Genomic DNA, 16,660 nt, shown 5'->3' on the forward strand with positions numbered 1-16,660 from the left:
CCGCGTCGCGCTCGCCGCCACCGCCGGCCCCGTGCCGCGCCGGGTGGCCGCACTCCTCGGCCGCGGGGCGGACATCGCGCCGGCTCCGGTCCGGGTCCGTCGGATCGTCGCCGCCGCCCTCCTGGCCTGCGTCGTCGTGTCCGGCGCGTCGGCACTGGGTGCGGCGCACGACCTGCACAGCAGCATCGAGACAGCCCAGGGGGAAAGCCCGCACCGCTGAACCGCGCGGAGGGCTTTCAGCCCGACCCGTCCTCCGCCGGGCGGACCGTGAAACCGATCACCGCGCCGCCGCCCTCGCGGTTGCGGGCGAAGGCGGTGCCGCCATGGACCAGGGCGATGTCGCGGACGATGGCCAGGCCGAGCCCCGAGCCGGGGAGGCTGCGGGCGGAGCGCCCCCGGTAGAAGCGGTCGAAGATGCGGGACAGGTCGGCTTCGGGGACGCCGGGGCCCCGGTCACGTACCTCGATCTTCGGGCCCTCGACCACGGCCTCGATCGGCCCCTCGCCGGCGGGGTCGAACTTGGCGGCGTTCTCCAGGAGGTTGGTCACCGCGCGCTGCAGGGCGGCGGGCCTGCCCCGGACGACGGTGTCGTCGGCCCGTACGACGATCTCCCGCCCGGTGCGGCGACCGGCGAGCGCGGCCGCAGCGGCCGCCACCTCACCGAGCGCGACGTCCACCGGCTCCTCGGCGTCACGGTGGCCGGCCGCCAACTCGACCAGTTCGTTGACCAGATCGGTGAGTTCGCGGGTCTCGTCGGCCATGTCCTCGATCAGCTCCGCTCGGGCCTGCGGCGGCAGTTCACCGAGCCGGCGCAGCAGCGAGACGTTCGTACGGAGCGAGGTGAGCGGGGTGCGCAGCTCGTGTCCGGCGTCCTGGACCAGCCGCCGCTGGTACTCCTCGGAGTGCGCGAGCCGGCCGAGCATGTCGTCGAAGGCGCGGCCGAGGCGCCCGACCTCGTCGTCGCCCGCGACCGGCACCTCCACATCGAGGCGTCCAGTCCGCGCCACGTCCTCCGCGATGCCGGTCAGCCGCACCAGACGGCCGGTGATCCGGCGCGCCAGCCACCAGCCCACCGCTCCCGCGCCGAGCACGACAACCGCCATGAGGACGAGCGTGCGGTTCTGAAGGTTGCGCAGCAGGTCGTCGGTGTCGCTCAGCTGCTGCGCCACCTGCACCGCGCCCCGGCCGCCGCCGAGTGCCACGGTGGAGATGCGGTAGCGGTCGTCGCCGATAGCGGTGTCGTAGCCGGTGGTGTGGCCCGCCGCGCCGTGGTCGGCGGTGCTCCGGTCGGAGGAGGACACGGGCAGCACCGGGTTGCCCCGGTCCACGATGGTGCCGCCGGGGCCGAGGATCTGGACGTCGGCCCGGATCTGCCGGGTCAGTTCCTCGCGTGGCCCGTGGTCCGGGTCGGAGCTGAAGTCCTTCGCGGACAGCTCCCCCTGAGTCACCTGGTGGTGGAGGTCGTCCACCACAGCCGAGAAGGCGTGCTGCTGGTCCACGCGCACCAGCCGGGCCGCCGCGTCGTAGCAGAGGAACCCGACCAGGACCGTGACGACGGCGGCCAACGCCGCGAAGGAGACGGCGAAGGCGGTGCGCAGGCTCGCGTACGGGGCGGGCCTCAGCGAGCCGCGGATCCTAGTGCCCCAGGGCATCCTCACGGCTCCCTGAGGGAGTAGCCGACCCCGCGGACGGTGTGGATCAGCGGCGGCAGGCCCTCGAGGTCGACCTTGCGCCGCAGATAGCCGATGTAGACGGCGAGGTTCTTGGAGCCGGATCCGAAGTCGTAGCCCCAGATGCGCTGGTAGATCGTGCTGTGGTCGAGCACGATCTCGGCGTTGCGGGCCAGCAGCTCCAGCAGGTCGAACTCGGTACGGGTCAGGTCCAGCTCCCGCTCGCCCCGCCAGGCGCGCCGCGCGGACGGGTCGAGCCGCAGGTCGGCGGCCTCGACCAGGTCGCCCTCGGCCGGATCGTCCCAGGGGGCGACCCGGCGCAGCAGTGCGCGAAGCCGGGCGAAGACCTCCTCGACCTCGAAGGGCTTGGCCATGTAGTCGTCCGCGCCCGCGTCGAGCCCGACGATCCGGTCCGCGGTCTCCACCCGCGCGGTGAGCATCAGCACGGGGGTACGGTCGCCCTCCGCGCGCAGCACACGGCACACCGCCAGGCCGTCGATGCCCGGCATCATCACATCGAGCACGACCACGTCGGGTCGGTCCCGGTGGACGACCGCCAGCGCCTCGATGCCGTCGGCCACGGCCGTGACCCGGTAGCCCTCCAGCTCCAGGGCACGTTCCAGCGACTTACGGATCGCCCGGTCGTCCTCGGCGAGCAGCACGGTGTTCTTCACCCGGCAAGTGTGCACGGCCCAGGGCGTGGCCGACCGGGGGCAGTGCTGTGGCCAGAGCCTCTTACCTTGCTCTCACCTCGGTCACGCGGAGGGCTTACCTGCCTGCGGCATCGTGGCGTTCGGATGCCCCGGCCCCGGAGAGACTACGAATGAAGATCGTATTCCTGCTGCACAACGCCTACGGGATCGGCGGAACCATCCGCACCACGCTCAATCTGTCCACCGCGCTCGCCGCTCGCCACCACGACGTGGAGATTGTCTCGATGATGCGGCACCGCGAGAAGCCGCGGTTCGCGGTCGATCCGCGCGTACGGCTCATCCCGCTGGTGGACAACCGGCCGGACAGCCCCGACGCGAGCGATCCGCTGCATGCCGAGCCCACCCGCTGTCTCCCGTCCGCCGAGAAGCGGCGCCACCAGTACACCCGGCTCATCGACGCCCGGGTGGAGGACTACCTCCGGTACAGCGACGCCGACGTGTTCATCGGCACCCGGCCGGGCGCGAACGTCTACCTCGCCCTCTTCGGGCCGCGCGGCGCGCTGCGCATCGCCCAGGAGCACCTCAGCCACGACGTCCACACCAAGCGGCTGCGCGCCGAGCTGGCCCCGCACTACCGCCGCCTGGACGCGCTGGTCACCGTGACCGAGGCGGACGCCGCCGTCTACCGCAGGCGGATGCCGCTGCCGGGCGTACCCGTCCTCGCCTTGCCCAACAGCGTCCCCGAGCCCCCCGGACCGCCCTCCGACGGCACCGCGAAGGTCGTCGCGGCGGCCGGCCGGCTGGCCAAGGGCAAGCGCTACGACCTGCTCATCGAGGCGTACGCCGCCGTGGCCGCCAAGCACCCGGACTGGCGCCTGCGGATCTACGGCGACGGCACCGAGCGGGAGCGTCTGGCGGGGCTCATCGCCGAGCTGGGGTTGCGGGACACCGTGCAGCTGATGGGGGTGCGCTCGCCGATCGAGTCGGAGTTCGCGCAGTCGTCGCTCGTCGTGGTGTCGTCGGATGCCGAGTCGTTCGGCATGACGATCGTGGAGGCCATGCGCTGCGGCGTGCCCGTGATCAGTACGGAGTGCCCGCTCGGGCCGGCCGAGATCATCCACGACGGGGTCGACGGTCTGCTCGTCCCGGTCCGGAACGTGCCCGCGCTCACCGAGGCGATGCTGCGGCTCATCGAGGACGAACCCGCCCGCCGGGGGATGGCCGCTGCCGCCCTGAGCAATGCGGCCCGCTTCGACCCGGACCACGTAGCCCGCCGGTACGAACTCCTCTTCGCCGAGCTGGGCGAGACCCGCGGCGAACGCGCCCGCATCCGCTTGCGCGCCTCCACCAGGCACCGGTTGCGTGACTCGCTGCACCGGGCCCGACTGCTGAATACGGCCCGCCGGGCGGCCGTCCGTAAGCTCAGGTCACCGGGCCGCGGGCGGGTGGAAGGCCGTGTGACGTAAGTCACCGGAACCCGGGTACAGCTGCCGGACAGCCGACAGGAGTGACCCTTCGCGGAGCTGTCCGACAGTACGCCCGTACCGTCTACAACCACGCCCTCCGGCTGACCGCCGACTGATCGATCGCCGAGGGCGTCATGGCGGCCACCTTCATGGAGTTCTGGCGGCTGCGCGACGAAGTCGAGACTGAAGGCGGATCGCTGCGGCCGTGGTTACTGGGCATCGCCACCGACATCGCCCGCAACCACTGCCGTAGCAACCGCCGTTACCGGGCCGCGGCCGCCGCCGCGACCCGGGCGGGACCGGCGGGGGTCGAAGTCCCCGACCACGCGGACAGGTGGCCGGTCAGGTGGATCCAGGTGAACGCCTCACACCAGGGCTTGATCAAGCTCGGAGCCATCACCTGCACCGACGCCGTCATGACCCGCGCGATCGTCGACGGCATCAAGAAGACGCCGTCCCAGGCGGGCTGACACCCCGGGCCCGGACCTGTTGAAGGGGCGCATCGTGAGCGGCGCGGCTACGCTCGAATGTGCGGTCCGGACGGCCGGAAGGGGTGTTGTCCATGTGCCGGTGGCTCGCCTATGCGGGGACGCCCGTACTGCTCGACAGCATCCTGTACAAACCGGCGCACTCGCTGATCGACCAGAGTCTGCACTCCCGCATGGGGGTCGAGACGACGAACGGCGACGGGTTCGGCATCGGCTGGTACTCCCAGGAGAGCGGCAGCGACACCCCCGCGATCGTGCGGGACACCGGACCGGCGTGGAACAACCGCAACCTGCGGGAGATCGCGGACCATGTGCGCTCGCCGCTGTTCTTCGCGCACGTCAGGGCCTCGACGGGTACGGCGATCCAGCAGACCAACTGTCATCCCTTCCGGCACGGCCGCTGGATGTGGATGCACAACGGTGCGATCACCGACTTCCAGCGGCTGCGGCGCGACCTCTGTCTGGCCATCGACCCCGCGCTGTTCGCGTGCCTCGAGGGGTCGACGGACTCGGAGGTGATGTTCTTCCTGGCCCTGACCTTCGGGCTGGACCAGGACGCGCCGGCCGCAGTCGCGCGGATGGCGGGCACGGTGGAACGGCTGGGCCGCGAGCACGGCGTGGAGTACCCGTTGCAGATGACGATCGCGGTGACGGACGGCATACGGCTGTGGGCCTTCCGCTACTCGAGCCAGGGCAACTCGCGGTCGCTGTTCTACAGCAGCCGGGTGGACACGGTGCGGGCCCTGCACCCCGATCTGACGTTCCTTCAGGGCGTGTCCGACGAGACCCGCCTCGTCGTGTCCGAGCCGCTGGCCGACCTGCCCGGCGCCTGGAACGAGCTGCCGGAGAGCTCGTACGGCATCGTGCAGCCCGGCGACGACGAGCTGCGGCCCTTCGCGCCGGTGTCATGACGCCGTGTTCGTGGCGCCGTTCGTCGCACCGCCCGTGGCGCTGTCCGTGGCGGCGCCCAGGAACTCCGCCCAGCCGCCCTCCGGGGCCTGGCCCGGGTTGAGGGTGCGCAGTTGGCTGAGCACCGCGGGGTCCTGGGCCTCCAGCCAGTGCACCAGTTGACGGAAGGACACCAGCCGGACGTCGTCGTACGCGGCGATCCGGCCGATGGCTTCCTCGACGGCGTCCATGTAGATGCCGCCGTTCCAGCGCTCGAAGTGGTTGCCGATGAAGAGGGGCGCGCGGTTGGTGTCGTACGCGCGGCGGAAGCCGGCCAGGTAGGAGTCGCGGGCCTGGACGCGCCAGGCGTCGTACTGGGAGCTGTCGCCCAGGGGGTTGGCGTTGGACTGGTTGGCCATCATGTTGTAGTCCATCGACAGGACTTGGAAGGAGTGGCCGGGGAAGGGGATGGACTGCAGGGGGAAGTTCCAGATCTTGTCGTCCTGCACCTTGCCGGGCCACGTCTGGAGGCCGCCGGGGGAGCTGGCGTCGTACTTCCAGCCCAGGTCGGCGGCGGTGGGCAGCAGGTTGGCCTGGCCTTCGAGGCAGGGGGTGCGGCCGCCGATGAGTTCCTTCTCGTAGTCGAAGGGCAGCGGGTCGAGGTCGGTGAAGCCGGTGTTGGTCCGCCACTCGGTGACGAACTTCTTCGCCTGCTCGATCTCGCTGCGCCACTCGCCGGGCGACCAGAGGCCGACGCCGTCCGGGCCGCAGAAGTGGCCGTTGAAGTGGGTGCCTATCTCGTGGCCCTCCAGCCAGGCGGAGCGCACCTGCTGGAGGGTGGCGTGGATGTGCCGGTCGGCGAGGTAGCCGATGGCGGAGGCGCCGAGGGCGTGCTGGGGCGGGGCGTAGAGGCGCTTCTTGGACTCGGGCAGGAGGTAGACGCCGCTGAGGAAGAAGGTCATCGACGCGCCGTGGTCGGCGGCGACCTTGCGGAACCGGGAGAACAGCTGGTTGCTCAGCTCGCCCGCGCCGTCCCAGGAGAAGACCACGAACTGCGGCGGCCGCTCGCCGGCCTTGAGCCGCTCGGCCTTGGGCTGCTTGGGCTGGGTGCCGGTGTAGGCGGTGGATCCGTCGCCGATCGGCGTCACCCGGGCGGCCGGCACGCCCGTCACACCCACCGTGGGTGTCGAACCCGGCGTGCCGTTGCCCTCGCCCCCTGCTCCGCCTACGGTCCAGCCGCCGGAGGAGCAGGCGGACAGCGCGCCCAGTGCACCCGCCGAGGCGGCCGCGGAGGCCGCCGCCGTCAGCAGGCGCCTGCGAGAGATGCTGCTCATGTTCGTTCCCCAGTCATCCACGTCGTTCGTTTCTGCGGTCGAACGGTTGGATGGGCCGGGGCCCCGGAAAGGTCGGGGGAGGCGGGACCTGTTACGGCTTCATGACAAACAAACCGGTCAGGGGCCCGTGCCCGCGCCGAGGACGGTCAGGTAGACCGACGAGGCGTTGCCCGAGGTGGGCACCGCGCCCTGGCTCCAGGTCACCTTGAGCGAGGTGGTCTCGTCCGGCGGCGTGATCAGGATCGCCGCCGGCGTCGTGCTGTGGGCCCCACTGACCAACGGGTTGGAGAAGGTCAGCCCGGCCCAGGCACTCGCCCCGGGCGCCAGCGCGACGGTGGTGGCCTTGCCCGAGCTGCGCTTGGGGTCGGGGCCCACCTGCTTGCCGGAGGCGTTCACGAAGGCCGCGCCCGGGTAGCCGTAGACGGTGCAGGTGCGGCCCGAGCGGTTGGTGAGGACGACGGGGAAGTTCTCCTGGCCGGCCCCGGGGTCGTTCTTGCCGACCGACGCGCGCAGGTCCGAGGTGTGGCAGCGGGTGCCGGAGGCTGCCGTACGGGTGGTCTGCGACGAGGTCGAAGAGTTCGAGGAGGTCGAACCCGTCGACGCGGCCGGGGCCGCCGGAGTCGTGGCGGCCGTGGTGGCGGACGTCCCGCTCTGGGTGGCGGAGGCCGGCCCCGCCGTGCCAGGCAGGGTCTGGGGGGCGCCGGCCGTACTGCTGCCGCCTGCTCCGCAGGCCGTGAGCAGGCCCACGAGGACCGCCCCGCCCGCGGCCAGAGCGCCGCTTCGGAAGATCGCCATGTCAGCTCTCCTTGAGAATCAAACGCTGTCCCGTCATCAGAGTCCGATGCTCGGCGACGGGAAATGGTTCGCGACGATCAGCCCTTGATAGTCAGTGAATCCAGTATGCGATCGGTGGCGTCGCCGCCGTCCTGCCGGATCTGTACGTACACCTGCGGCTGCTTTCCGCCGTCGACCGGGGCCAGACCGGCCTCCGTGACGGAGCCGCCGCTGCCGGGGCAGCCGCTCCAGCTGCGTACCTGGCCGCGCCAGGCCTCACCGGCGTAGGTGCGGGCCCCCTGGTAGTGGCAGCCGGTGTGGGTGAGGGCGCGGACCTCCCCCGTGAGGTCGCCGTGCTCGCTCAGGCCGACGAAGACGCCGTTGGCCTCGGAGCGGAGGTTCTGCCAGGTGGCGAGGTCGTCTGCGACGGCGAGGCCCGGCGCGTGCGCGTCCGGCAGCCCGAGGCTCTTCGGGGCCCATCCGGAGGCGCGCAGTTGGCGGCCCCACTGGCTGGGCACCTCGACGGTGATCCGCCCGGTGGTGTCGGCCACCCGGACGTGCGTCGCCGACTGCCGGGACGACAGCAGGGCGGCGCCGGCCCCGGCCGCGCCGGCCACGACCACGGCGGTGGCAAGGACGACGGTCAGGGTCCTGCGGCGGCGGCCGGTGCCCTTGGGCTCCTGCGCCGACAGGGCGGCGGCCAGCCGGTCGAGTTCATCGGCGAAGGCCGGGGCGGTGGGCCAGCGGCGCTCCCTGTCGGGTTCCAGGGCGCGCAGCAGCGCCCGCTGGATGTCCGGCGCCAGGTCTGGGCAGAGCCGGTCGGGCCGGACGATCTTCCCGGGCGCCCCGGGGACCGTACCGGTGACCAGGTGGTAGCCGAGGGCGCCCAGGCTGTAGATGTCGGCCCTGGCGTCGATGCCGGCGCCGGCTTCGGTCTGCTCGGGGGGCGCATAGCCGGCGGATCCGGCGGCCTGGGTGAGCCCGGAGGCCTGGGCCAGACTCTTGGCCAGGCCGAGGTCGGCCAGCAGCAGCCGGTCGCGGCCGCCGAAGGAGGCTCTGAACAGCACGTTGGACGGCTTGATGTCCCGGTGCACGATGCCCGCGTCGTGCAGCGCGGCGGCCGCGCGCGCCGCCTGGGCGGTCAGCCGCAGCGCCTCGGCGACGGGCAGCGGACCCTCGGCGATCCGGTCGGCCAGGGTGCCCCCGTCGGCGTACTCCATGACGAAGTACGGCCGGTCGTCCGGCAGTTCACCGATGTCGAAGACCTGCACCACGCGGTTGGAGTCGGCCCGCCGCAGCAGCCGCGCCTCGGAGAGGAACCGCTCCCGGATGTCCAGCCGGTGCGCCCAGTTCTCGGCCAGCACCTTGACCGCGACGGGCGCTTCGAGCACATCGTCGTGTGCCAGCCAGACGACGCCGAAGGCGCCGGAGCCCAGGCGTCGCTCCAGCCGGTAGCGGCCGATCCGCTCGAGGGAATGCATACGACTATCATGCCTGCCCTCTGATCAACCCTGAGGGGAGCACCGGTGCATCACGCGTCGGAGACCGAGGACCTCGCGCAGCGCGCGGCCACCGGCGATAGGGCCGCCCTGGACACACTGCTCCAGCTGATCAGGCCCGAGGTCGTACGGCGCTGCGGCCGCTTCCTGCCCTGCCGCGAGGACGCCGAAGAGGCCGCGCAGGACGTGCTGTTGCAGGTCGCGCGGCGGATCGACAGCTTCCAGGGCCGCAGCCGCTTCAGCACCTGGCTCTACACGGTGGTCGCCAACTGCGCCCGCCAGAAGTACCGCGAACTCAAGCGGCGGGCCGCCGAGCAGCCGGTGACCATCGACGAGTCGCAGCAGGTCGACCCCCGTACGACCAGCGTGATCGCCGGCTCCCGCCTCGACCTGCTGGAGGCCCTGGAGCGGCTGGAGCGCGAGCACCCCCACCTGGTGGCGCCGCTGGTCTACCGGGACATCTGCCAGCTGGACTACGCCGAGATCGCCGAGCGCGTCGGGATCCCGCTGGGCACCCTCAAATCACGCCTGCATCAGGCGCGCAAGGAGGTCCGGCCGTGGCTGTCCGACGCGTCGGGGTGATTTAGGGGAAAAGGGGGAAAGGGGACGGTATACAGTCCCGCGGGAAAGGACGGCCGTGACCACGGACGAGGACAAACATCGCACTCGGCAACGAGCGTCCTTCGACATGGCGGACGCCGTTGTTGTGCTGCTCGACGGGCGCGGCAGGGTGACGAGCTGGAGCGGTGACGCGGAGCGGCTGCTGGGCTACCCGTCCGTCGCCGTGGTCGGCCGCGAGGTCGCTGACCTGCTGATACCCGAGGACGCGGCAAGGCTGACCGGCTCGATCGAGCGGTATCGCAGGGACCGCGACTGGCAGGGACTGCTGTCGGCGCGGCACATGGACGGCCACCTGGTGCGGGTGATGGTGCGGGCCGTACCGGCGGGGACGGGCGGCGGATGGGTGGCGCTGATCGCGGACATGGCGGCCGCCACCGGCTGGGACATGAGCCGGTCCGTGCTGGAGCGGCTGGTCTCGCGGTCCCCGATCGGCATCGGCATCGTGGACACGAATCTGCGGTTCGTGTGGTCGAACCTCGCGCTGGAGCAAATCGGCGGCGTGCCCGCGCGGTGGCGGCTCGGCCGGCGGCTGGGGGAGATCCAGCCGGGCCTGGACTCGGAGCTGCTCGAGGCCCGGATGCGGGAGGTGCTGGAGAGCGGCGTCTCGGTGATCGCGTACGAGCATGTGGGGCGCACCATGGCGGCCCCGCACCAGGAGCAGGCCCACTCGATGTCCTTCGTACGTCTGGATGACGACGGCGGTCGTCCGCTCGGCGTGTACTACACGGTCGTCGACATCACCGACCGCTACCGCGCCCGCCGGCGGCTGGCACTGCTGAACCGGGCCGGCCAGCACATCGGCCGCACGCTGGACGTCATTCAGACCGCGCAGGACCTGTCCGACGTGGCGGTGCCCGACCTCGCCGACTTCGTCGCCGTCGACCTGCTGGAGCCGGTGATCAGGGGCGGTGAGACACCGGCGGGCCGAATCGACGACGCGGACGCCGTCACGCTGCGGCGCGGCGGGCAGAAGTCCGTACACGAAGGGATCCCGGAGGCGGTGGTGGAGATCGGGGCGCTGGCCGCCTACCACGCCTGGTCGCCGCCGATCCAGTGCCTGACCAGCGGATTGTCCTGGCGGGAGGAGCGGCTGGACCCGCTCGCCAAGGAGTGGACCACCAATATTCCGGGCGGCCGGGCGGCTCGATTCCTCGACCTCGGGCTGCACACGGCGATGGTGGTGCCGATCCGGGCCCGGGGCATCACGCTGGGGATCACCACCTTCTTCCGGCGGCAGCGCGACGAACCGTTCGACAGCGACGATCTGCGACTCGCCGAGGAACTCGTGGCCCGGGCCGCCGTCTGCATCGACAACGCCCGCCGCTACACGCGCGAGCGCGACGCCGCCCTGGCGCTTCAGCACAGCCTGCTCCCCCACGAGACCCCCGACCAGGTGGCCGTCGACGTGGCCTCCTGCTACCGCCCGGGCGACGAACTGGCCCGCATGGGCGGCGGCTGGTTCGACGTGATCCCGCTGTCCGGGGCCCGGGTCGCGCTGGTGGTGGGAGACGTGGTGGGGCACGGCATCGACGCGGCGGCGACCATGGGGCGGCTGCGCACCGCCGTGCAGACCCTCGCCGACCTCGACCTTCCGCCCGAGGAGCTGCTGGCCCACCTCGACGACCTGGCCGGCCGGGTCTCGCGTGACCAGCGCGCCACCACCCCGACCACAGGCGCCACGGTCCTGGGCGCCAGCTGCCTGTATCTGGTCTACGACCCGGTCAGCCGCCAGTGCTCCATGGCCGGCGCCGGCCACCCGCCGCCCGCCATCCTCGACCCCGACGGGACGGTCACCTTCCCCGACCTGCCGATGGGCCCCGCGCTGGGCATCGGGGGCCTGCCCTTCGAATCCATCGAACTCACTCTGGACGAGGGCAGCGTGGTCGCCCTCTACACCGACGGTCTGCTCGCCGGCCAGTCCCGCGAGGGCGACTACACCAAGGTGGGGCAGCAGCGGCTGCGCCTCGCACTGGAGCGTGGCCAGCTGCCGCTGGACGGCCTCTGTAGCGGCGTGGTCGACACCCTGCTGCCGACCAGGCCGATCGACGACGCGGCGGTGCTCCTCGCCCGGACCCGTCGCCTGGGCGAGGACCGGGTCGCGACCTGGGAACTCCCCACCGAGCCAGCGGTGGTGGCCCGGGCCCGCGAGATGGCCGCCGAGCGGCTGAGCGCCTGGGGACTGGACGACCTCGCCTTCACCACCGAACTCGTGGTCAGCGAACTCGTCACGAACGCCATCCGCCATGCGACCGGGCCGATCCAGCTGCGCCTGATCCGGGAGCGCACCCTGATCTGCGAGGTCTCCGACGGCGGCAGCACCGCTCCGCACCTGCGCCACCCCCGTACGACCGACGAGGGTGGCCGCGGCCTCTTCCTGATCGCCCAGTTCACCCAGCGGTGGGGGACCCGCTACCATCCGGACGGCAAGATCATCTGGGCTGAACAGTCCCTGCCGGGCCCGGCGTAGGGGCCGTTGAGCTTGGCGGGCCATCAGCCCGCCGCAGGCGGCTCCACGGGGGTGAGCAGCACGAAGTCCGCGCCGTGCGGGTCGACGCAGACGGCCAGCCGCCCCACGCCCTCCGCGTCCTCGGGTCCCATCTGCACGGTGCCGCCGTTCGCGGTGACCTTGGCGACCGAGGCGTCGCAGTCCGCCGTCGCGAAGACCGGATGCCAGTACGGACTGCCGCCGTTGAGCGCGAGATACTCCGACGGAAGCTCCATCACGCCGCCCTGCATACGCTCGTTGGGGAGGCCCGCGGGGGTGATGAGCGAGTACGTGCCCGAGCCGCCCGGCAGTTCCATGTCCTCGGTCCGCCAGCCGAAGACGGAACCGTAGAACGCCTTCGAGGCGGCCGCGTCGGTCGTGTAGAGCTCGGTCCAGGACAGCGTGCCCGGCTCGTCCACCGCGTCCAGACCCTGGTCCTTACCCGGTTGCCAGACGGCGAACTGGGCGCCCTGCGGGTCGGTGAAGTGGGCCATGCGGCCCATGTCGCCGGCGTCGCCCGGTTCGACGCGAACGGTGCCGCCGGCCTTCCGCACGTCCTGGACGGTGGCGTCGGCGTCAGGGGTGTTGAAGTAGATCGTCCAGGCCGAGCGCGCGCCCTCCTCGGTGAGCTGCCCGATGGCGCCGACGGACTTGCCGTTCTGCTTGAGGGCGCCGTACTGGACGGTGTCCGTGCCGGTGTCGGTCTGCGGGGCGAACGGCTCGAACTCCCAGCCGAAGACGGCACCGTAGAAGCCGGCCGCTGCCGCGACATCGGGGGCACCGAGATCGATCCAGTTCGGTGAGCCCTTGACGAAGTCAGTGGTGATCACGCTGATCTCCCTTCGTGGATCCGCGGATTCGTGGATCCCTGCTGAAACCAGCCTGGCACCCCCCACTGACAACTGCCCGCCTGTGGCCGCCTGCGGGCGAGTCGTCACCCCGTGACGGCGCGGCGATCGAGTGCGACGGCCAGCAGCGGCAACACCCGCCCGGGGATGGAGCCGGAGGGGGTCTGCCCGATACGTACAGCGCCCATGGCCAGGTAGAAGGCCTCGGCGTTCGGGTCGGCGTCGATGGTCAGGCGGCTGAAGCCGGTGTCGCGGGCGGTGGCGAGGAGGTGCTCGAAGAGCAGGCGGCCGATGCCCTGACCGATGGCCGCCGGGTCGACGAACATCATGCCGATGGCGCCTTGCGGGGGTTCACCCTCCAGAGTGCCGAAGCCGAGGACGCGGCCGTCGCGCTCACGCTCGGCCACCACGGTCCGGTGGAACTCGATCTCCTGTGGCGTGACGGTCAGTTCGTCACCGCAGGCAGCCATGAAGGCCTCGTCGTAGTCCCAGTGGGCCTTGGAGCGCAGAGCGAGGTCGGTCAGGAGTCCGGCCTCGTCGGGGCGGGCGGCTCGGATCATCGCGGGCCCACGCTTCCGGTCCGTTCGCCGACTTCGCTCACCACGTCGGGCGCGGTGAGGTCGAGCAGCGTCATCGCGTCGTGGTCAGGGGGCCTCCGCTACGACGCCCCCGCCGCAGCCGGGCTCCCGGCCCACATCACCGTCCTGTACCCGTACCTCGGCGCAAGCCGCCTCACGCCCGACACCCTGAGCGCCCTCCGCGACCTCATGGCCGCCCACCAGCCCGTCGACCTCACCTTCACCGCCTTCGGCCGCTTCCCCGACGCCCTCTGGCTCTCCCCCGTCCCCGCCGCGCCGCTGCGCGCGCTCACCGAGACCATCGCTGCCCGCTGGCCCGAAGCGCCCCCGCACGAGGGCCGCTTCCCCGACGTCATCCCCCACCTCACCGTCGCCTCCGGCCGGCCGCCGCAGGTCTACGACGCCGTCGAGGCGGACCTCGCCCCCGCGCTCCCGCTCACCACCCGCATCGGCTCCGTACACCTGATGCTCTCGGACGGGGCGACCTGGCACGACCACACCGTGTTCGCCCTCGGCGGGCCTGCGCCGCGTGTCTGCGCACACCCGGTCACGCCGACGTGAAAGCTCGTCACATGCTCAACCTGTTGCGCGACATGTGGACCGTCCTGGCCGGCCGCGATCAGCGGCACGGGCCGTTGCCGCCGGTGCTGCTCCTCCTGACCGTGATCACGGGGCTGATCGACGCGTTCAGCTATCTGTCGGTTGGCCATGTCTTCGTGGCCAACATGACCGGCAACATCGTCTTCATCGCCTTCGCCACCGCCGGCGCGGCCGGCTTCTCCGTGATCGCCTCGCTGCTCGCGCTGGGGGCATTCCTGGTCGGGGCGCTGATCGGGGGCCGGGTCACGCACCGTTTCCGTGACCACCGGGGGCGGATGCTCTGGGCCACGCTCACGCTGCATACGGTGCTGGTCGTGGCGGCCCTGGTGGCGGCGGCGGTGAGCCGGGCGCCGTACTCCGGGTCCGCGCTGTATCTGCTGATCGCGCTGCTCGGGCTGGCCATGGGCGTCCAGAACGCCCTGGCCCGGTCGCTGGCGGTACCGGACCTGACGACCACCGTCCTCACCGGGACGCTCACCGCGCTGGTGGCGGAGGCACCGGAGTCCTCGGGCGTCCGTACGGCCCGCCGGCTGCTGGCCACCGCCGCACTCTTCATCGGCGCTCTGGTGGGGGCCTACGCGGCGCTGCGGGGCTGGTCGGCGCTGCCGTTGCTGCTGGCGGTGGCGATGCTCGGGGCGACCGTGGGGGTGGCGTACGCGCTGGCTCGTTCGAGGGGCGCGTGGGTCAACCCGGCTTAGGGCGGGCGGTCTTGTCACGTCCGGCAATCCGACGAACACTACCTTTTATGCCGGTGGTTGCGCTCGTGGGAACGCTGGACACCAAAGGTCTGGAGTACGGCTGGTTACGTGACCGCCTGCTGCGGAGCGGCGTCGACGTGCTCGTCATCGACGCCGGGGTCGCCGGGGAGCCACGCATCACGGCCGATATCCCGCGCGCCGAGGTCGCCCGCGCGGCCGGCCTCGATCTGAGCCGCCTGCGGGCCGGGCGCGACCGGGGCTCGGCGGTCACGGAGATGGCCCGGGGCGCGGAGGAGGTCGTACGGCGACTGCACGCGGAACACAGGCTGCACGGGGTGCTGGCGCTCGGCGGGAGCGGGGGGACGTCGATCGCGACGCGGGCGATGCGGGCGCTGCCGCTGGGGGTGCCGAAGCTGATGGTGTCGTCGATGGCGGCGGGGGATGTCTCGCCGTACGTCGGGACGACCGACATCGCGATGATGTACAGCGTCGTCGACATCGCCGGGATCAACCGTGTGTCGGCGCCGATCCTCGCCAACGCCGCCGACGCGATCGCCGGGATGGCGAAGGGCTACGCCGCCGCGTCCGCCGCACCGCCGCCCGTCGACGGCAGGCCCCTGGTCGCCGCGACCATGGCCGGGGTGACCACGCCCTGCGTTGACGCGGCCCGCGAGAGGCTCACCGAACTCGGCTACGAGGTGCTGGTCTTCCACACCGTCGGCCCCGGCGGCCGCTCCATGGAGGCGCTCGCCGGGCAGGGTCTGCTCGCCGGCGTCCTCGACCTCACCCTCAGCGAACTCGCCGACGACCTCGTGGGCGGCCACTTCGGCTCCGGCCCCGACCGCCTGCGCACCGCCGGCCGTAACGGCCTCCCCCAGGTCGTCAGCCCGGGCGCCCTCGACATGGTCAAGTTCGGCCCCCTCGCCTCCCTCCCCGAACGCTTCCGGGACCGCCACTTCCTCGTCCACAACCCCTCCGTCACCGTCATACGCACCACCGCCTCCGAATCCGCCCACCTCGGCCGCGGCATCGCCGTCAAACTCCGCGCCGCCACCGGCCCCACCGCCCTCTGCCTCCCCCTCCGCGGCCTCTCCACCCTCGGCGAACCCGGCGGCATCTACCACGACCCCATCGTCGACGCCACCCTCTTCCACGCCCTCCGCGACGGCCTCCGCGGCAGCACCGTCCAACTCCTCGAATACGACACCCACATCAACGATCCGGCCTTCGCCCGCGCCACCGCCGACCGCCTCCACGCCATGATCACGGGCTGACCGCCAACACCCATACGCCGTGGCGCGCCCGGGGATGACCATCAGGGCGAGGAGAACCGTGTGCGCCGCGCCAAGGCCACGGGCAGCAGGGTCAGTCATCCAGGCGGAGGCGACGGGGACGGCGGGGATGGTGAGGGCGAGGTTGAGGCTGGACCCCTTCCTCGACGCCGGCCGGCGACCTCGATGACGGTCACCGCCACCGCCAGCACCAAGGATCCGAAGGGCTCGCCCACGCGGTGTGCGACCACCTCGGCGTGGTGCACGGCGGCCAGCACCGCCCCGGCCAGGAAGATCGCCACGACCGCGACGACGGGGCCGGGCAGGCTGCGGTGCCAGGTCAGCGCCAGCAGGACGATGGCCAGCGGCGGCACGGCGACGGTCCAGGGGATCCGTTTCGTCATGCAGGCGAGCTTGGCAGACCTGTCCCGTTTTACGGTGGTTTGGGCCAGTCAGCCCGGCTTGATGTTGTGGTCGGGGTGGACGACGTTGTCGCCGTCGTGGTCCCCGTGCCCGCAGGGCCTGGCGGGCGCCGCGTGCGGCAGGCCCGCGGGGGCCGGTTGGACGTGCGCCGGGGCGCAGGCCGCGCGCATGGCGGTCTCGACCATGTGCTCGCTGTTCGAAGTCGCTTCGGCGACGCTGGCGCAGCAGGCGACGAGCAGAAGGCCGCCCGCGAGCAGCGGAGCCAACCGGCGGCGGGGCGGCGGGGCGAGCAGCGCGCGTACGCGACGGGGTACCGGTCCGCCGTCGATGGCCAGCGCGGCGGCGGCCCCGGGGGCATGGCTGG

At 72.1% G+C, this 16,660-nt stretch carries 14 protein-coding genes and 4 pseudogenes; 9 read left to right on the forward strand and 9 right to left on the reverse strand.

What is annotated here, in order from left to right; all coding sequences use genetic code 11:
- Positions 1-220, forward strand: a pseudogene (locus EFK10_RS47075) (M56 family metallopeptidase); the annotation flags it as partial.
- A gap of 16 nt (positions 221-236) precedes the next feature.
- On the opposite strand, the gene EFK10_RS06665 reads toward EFK10_RS47075, so the two are convergent.
- Together EFK10_RS06665 and EFK10_RS06670 are read right to left on the reverse strand one after the other, a co-directional pair.
- A complete protein-coding gene (locus EFK10_RS06665; RefSeq protein ID WP_127354821.1) occupies positions 237-1,652 on the reverse strand; it encodes a sensor histidine kinase in 1,416 nt (471 codons plus the stop codon).
- 2 nt (positions 1,653-1,654) lie between these two features.
- Positions 1,655-2,344: a response regulator transcription factor gene (locus EFK10_RS06670; RefSeq protein WP_127354822.1), complete on the reverse strand. Its 690-nt coding sequence runs from the start codon at positions 2,342-2,344 to the stop codon at positions 1,655-1,657.
- A 149-nt stretch (positions 2,345-2,493) separates the two neighbouring features.
- Here EFK10_RS06670 and EFK10_RS06675 point away from each other — a divergent pair, with 149 nt between their 5' ends.
- From EFK10_RS06675 to EFK10_RS06685, 3 genes and pseudogenes are all read left to right on the forward strand, one after another.
- Entirely contained in the window at positions 2,494-3,789 is a 1,296-nt protein-coding gene (locus EFK10_RS06675) for a glycosyltransferase family 4 protein (RefSeq protein ID WP_127354823.1), read from the forward strand.
- Positions 3,790-3,830: 41 nt separating this feature from the next.
- Positions 3,831-4,156: pseudogene (locus tag EFK10_RS49650) on the forward strand (RNA polymerase sigma factor); the annotation flags it as partial.
- Positions 4,157-4,351: 195 nt separating this feature from the next.
- Positions 4,352-5,188 carry a class II glutamine amidotransferase gene (locus tag EFK10_RS06685; RefSeq protein WP_127354824.1) on the forward strand — a complete coding sequence of 279 codons (837 nt, stop codon included), beginning with the start codon at positions 4,352-4,354 and terminating at the stop codon, positions 5,186-5,188.
- Here the strand turns inward: EFK10_RS06685 and EFK10_RS06690 are convergent.
- The 3 genes from EFK10_RS06690 to EFK10_RS06700 all read right to left on the reverse strand — a co-directional run bounded on the left by EFK10_RS06690 (position 5,183) and on the right by EFK10_RS06700 (position 8,754).
- Positions 5,183-6,499, reverse strand: coding sequence for a polysaccharide deacetylase family protein (locus tag EFK10_RS06690; RefSeq protein WP_127354825.1), 1,317 nt, complete (start codon positions 6,497-6,499; stop codon positions 5,183-5,185). The two genes, EFK10_RS06685 and EFK10_RS06690, sit on opposite strands and share 6 nt — an antisense overlap.
- A gap of 117 nt (positions 6,500-6,616) precedes the next feature.
- Positions 6,617-7,294, reverse strand: coding sequence for a DUF4232 domain-containing protein (locus EFK10_RS06695; RefSeq protein ID WP_127354826.1), 678 nt, complete (start codon positions 7,292-7,294; stop codon positions 6,617-6,619).
- A gap of 77 nt (positions 7,295-7,371) precedes the next feature.
- Positions 7,372-8,754, reverse strand: coding sequence for a serine/threonine-protein kinase (locus EFK10_RS06700; protein WP_127354827.1), 1,383 nt, complete (start codon positions 8,752-8,754; stop codon positions 7,372-7,374).
- A gap of 45 nt (positions 8,755-8,799) precedes the next feature.
- On the opposite strand from EFK10_RS06700, the gene EFK10_RS06705 reads away from it, so the two are divergent.
- Both EFK10_RS06705 and EFK10_RS06710 read left to right on the forward strand, forming a co-directional pair.
- Positions 8,800-9,354 (forward strand): RNA polymerase sigma factor, encoded by a 555-nt coding sequence (locus EFK10_RS06705; protein WP_127354828.1) that lies wholly within the window; start codon positions 8,800-8,802, stop codon positions 9,352-9,354.
- Positions 9,355-9,409: 55 nt separating this feature from the next.
- Positions 9,410-11,860: a SpoIIE family protein phosphatase gene (locus tag EFK10_RS06710; protein WP_127354829.1), complete on the forward strand. Its 2,451-nt coding sequence runs from the start codon at positions 9,410-9,412 to the stop codon at positions 11,858-11,860.
- 23 nt (positions 11,861-11,883) lie between these two features.
- On the opposite strand, the gene EFK10_RS06715 is transcribed toward EFK10_RS06710, so the two are convergent.
- A complete protein-coding gene (locus EFK10_RS06715) occupies positions 11,884-12,708 on the reverse strand; it encodes a VOC family protein (protein WP_127354830.1) in 825 nt (274 codons plus the stop codon).
- A 104-nt stretch (positions 12,709-12,812) separates the two neighbouring features.
- Positions 12,813-13,286 (reverse strand): GNAT family N-acetyltransferase, encoded by a 474-nt coding sequence (locus tag EFK10_RS06720; RefSeq protein WP_127354831.1) that lies wholly within the window; start codon positions 13,284-13,286, stop codon positions 12,813-12,815.
- A gap of 54 nt (positions 13,287-13,340) precedes the next feature.
- Between EFK10_RS06720 and EFK10_RS06725 the strand changes: the two genes are divergently transcribed.
- The 3 genes from EFK10_RS06725 to EFK10_RS06735 are packed head-to-tail and all read left to right on the forward strand — an operon-like array spanning position 13,341 to position 15,876.
- Complete coding sequence (locus EFK10_RS06725) at positions 13,341-13,865, forward strand: 2'-5' RNA ligase family protein (RefSeq protein WP_164835857.1); 525 nt, start codon at positions 13,341-13,343, stop codon at positions 13,863-13,865.
- Between the two features lie 11 nt (positions 13,866-13,876).
- Positions 13,877-14,602, forward strand: coding sequence for a YoaK family protein (locus tag EFK10_RS06730; RefSeq protein ID WP_127354833.1), 726 nt, complete (start codon positions 13,877-13,879; stop codon positions 14,600-14,602).
- A gap of 47 nt (positions 14,603-14,649) precedes the next feature.
- On the forward strand, positions 14,650-15,876 hold the full coding sequence (locus EFK10_RS06735) for a Tm-1-like ATP-binding domain-containing protein (protein ID WP_127354834.1): 1,227 nt from the start codon (positions 14,650-14,652) through the stop codon (positions 15,874-15,876).
- Between the two features lie 173 nt (positions 15,877-16,049).
- On the opposite strand, the pseudogene EFK10_RS06740 reads toward EFK10_RS06735, so the two are convergent.
- Positions 16,050-16,277, reverse strand: a pseudogene (locus EFK10_RS06740) (ionic transporter y4hA); the annotation flags it as partial.
- 48 nt (positions 16,278-16,325) lie between these two features.
- A pseudogene (locus tag EFK10_RS48465) lies at positions 16,326-16,660 on the reverse strand (hypothetical protein); the annotation flags it as partial.

Source organism: Streptomyces soli (genome assembly GCF_003999195.1).
Classification (GTDB): Bacteria; Actinomycetota; Actinomycetes; order Streptomycetales; family Streptomycetaceae; genus Actinacidiphila; species Actinacidiphila soli.

Coding starts and splice junctions, on each gene's coding strand:
- EFK10_RS06695 (WP_127354826.1), bottom strand. CDS start 7,294: ATGGCGATCTTCCGAAGCGGCGCTCTGGCCGCGGGCGGGGCGGTCCTC.
- EFK10_RS06700 (WP_127354827.1), bottom strand. CDS start 8,754: ATGCATTCCCTCGAGCGGATCGGCCGCTACCGGCTGGAGCGACGCCTG.
- EFK10_RS06685 (WP_127354824.1), top strand. CDS start 4,352: ATGTGCCGGTGGCTCGCCTATGCGGGGACGCCCGTACTGCTCGACAGC.
- EFK10_RS06730 (WP_127354833.1), top strand. CDS start 13,877: ATGCTCAACCTGTTGCGCGACATGTGGACCGTCCTGGCCGGCCGCGAT.
- EFK10_RS06720 (WP_127354831.1), bottom strand. CDS start 13,286: ATGATCCGAGCCGCCCGCCCCGACGAGGCCGGACTCCTGACCGACCTC.
- EFK10_RS06690 (WP_127354825.1), bottom strand. CDS start 6,499: ATGAGCAGCATCTCTCGCAGGCGCCTGCTGACGGCGGCGGCCTCCGCG.
- EFK10_RS06735 (WP_127354834.1), top strand. CDS start 14,650: ATGCCGGTGGTTGCGCTCGTGGGAACGCTGGACACCAAAGGTCTGGAG.
- EFK10_RS06665 (WP_127354821.1), bottom strand. CDS start 1,652: ATGCCCTGGGGCACTAGGATCCGCGGCTCGCTGAGGCCCGCCCCGTAC.
- EFK10_RS06675 (WP_127354823.1), top strand. CDS start 2,494: ATGAAGATCGTATTCCTGCTGCACAACGCCTACGGGATCGGCGGAACC.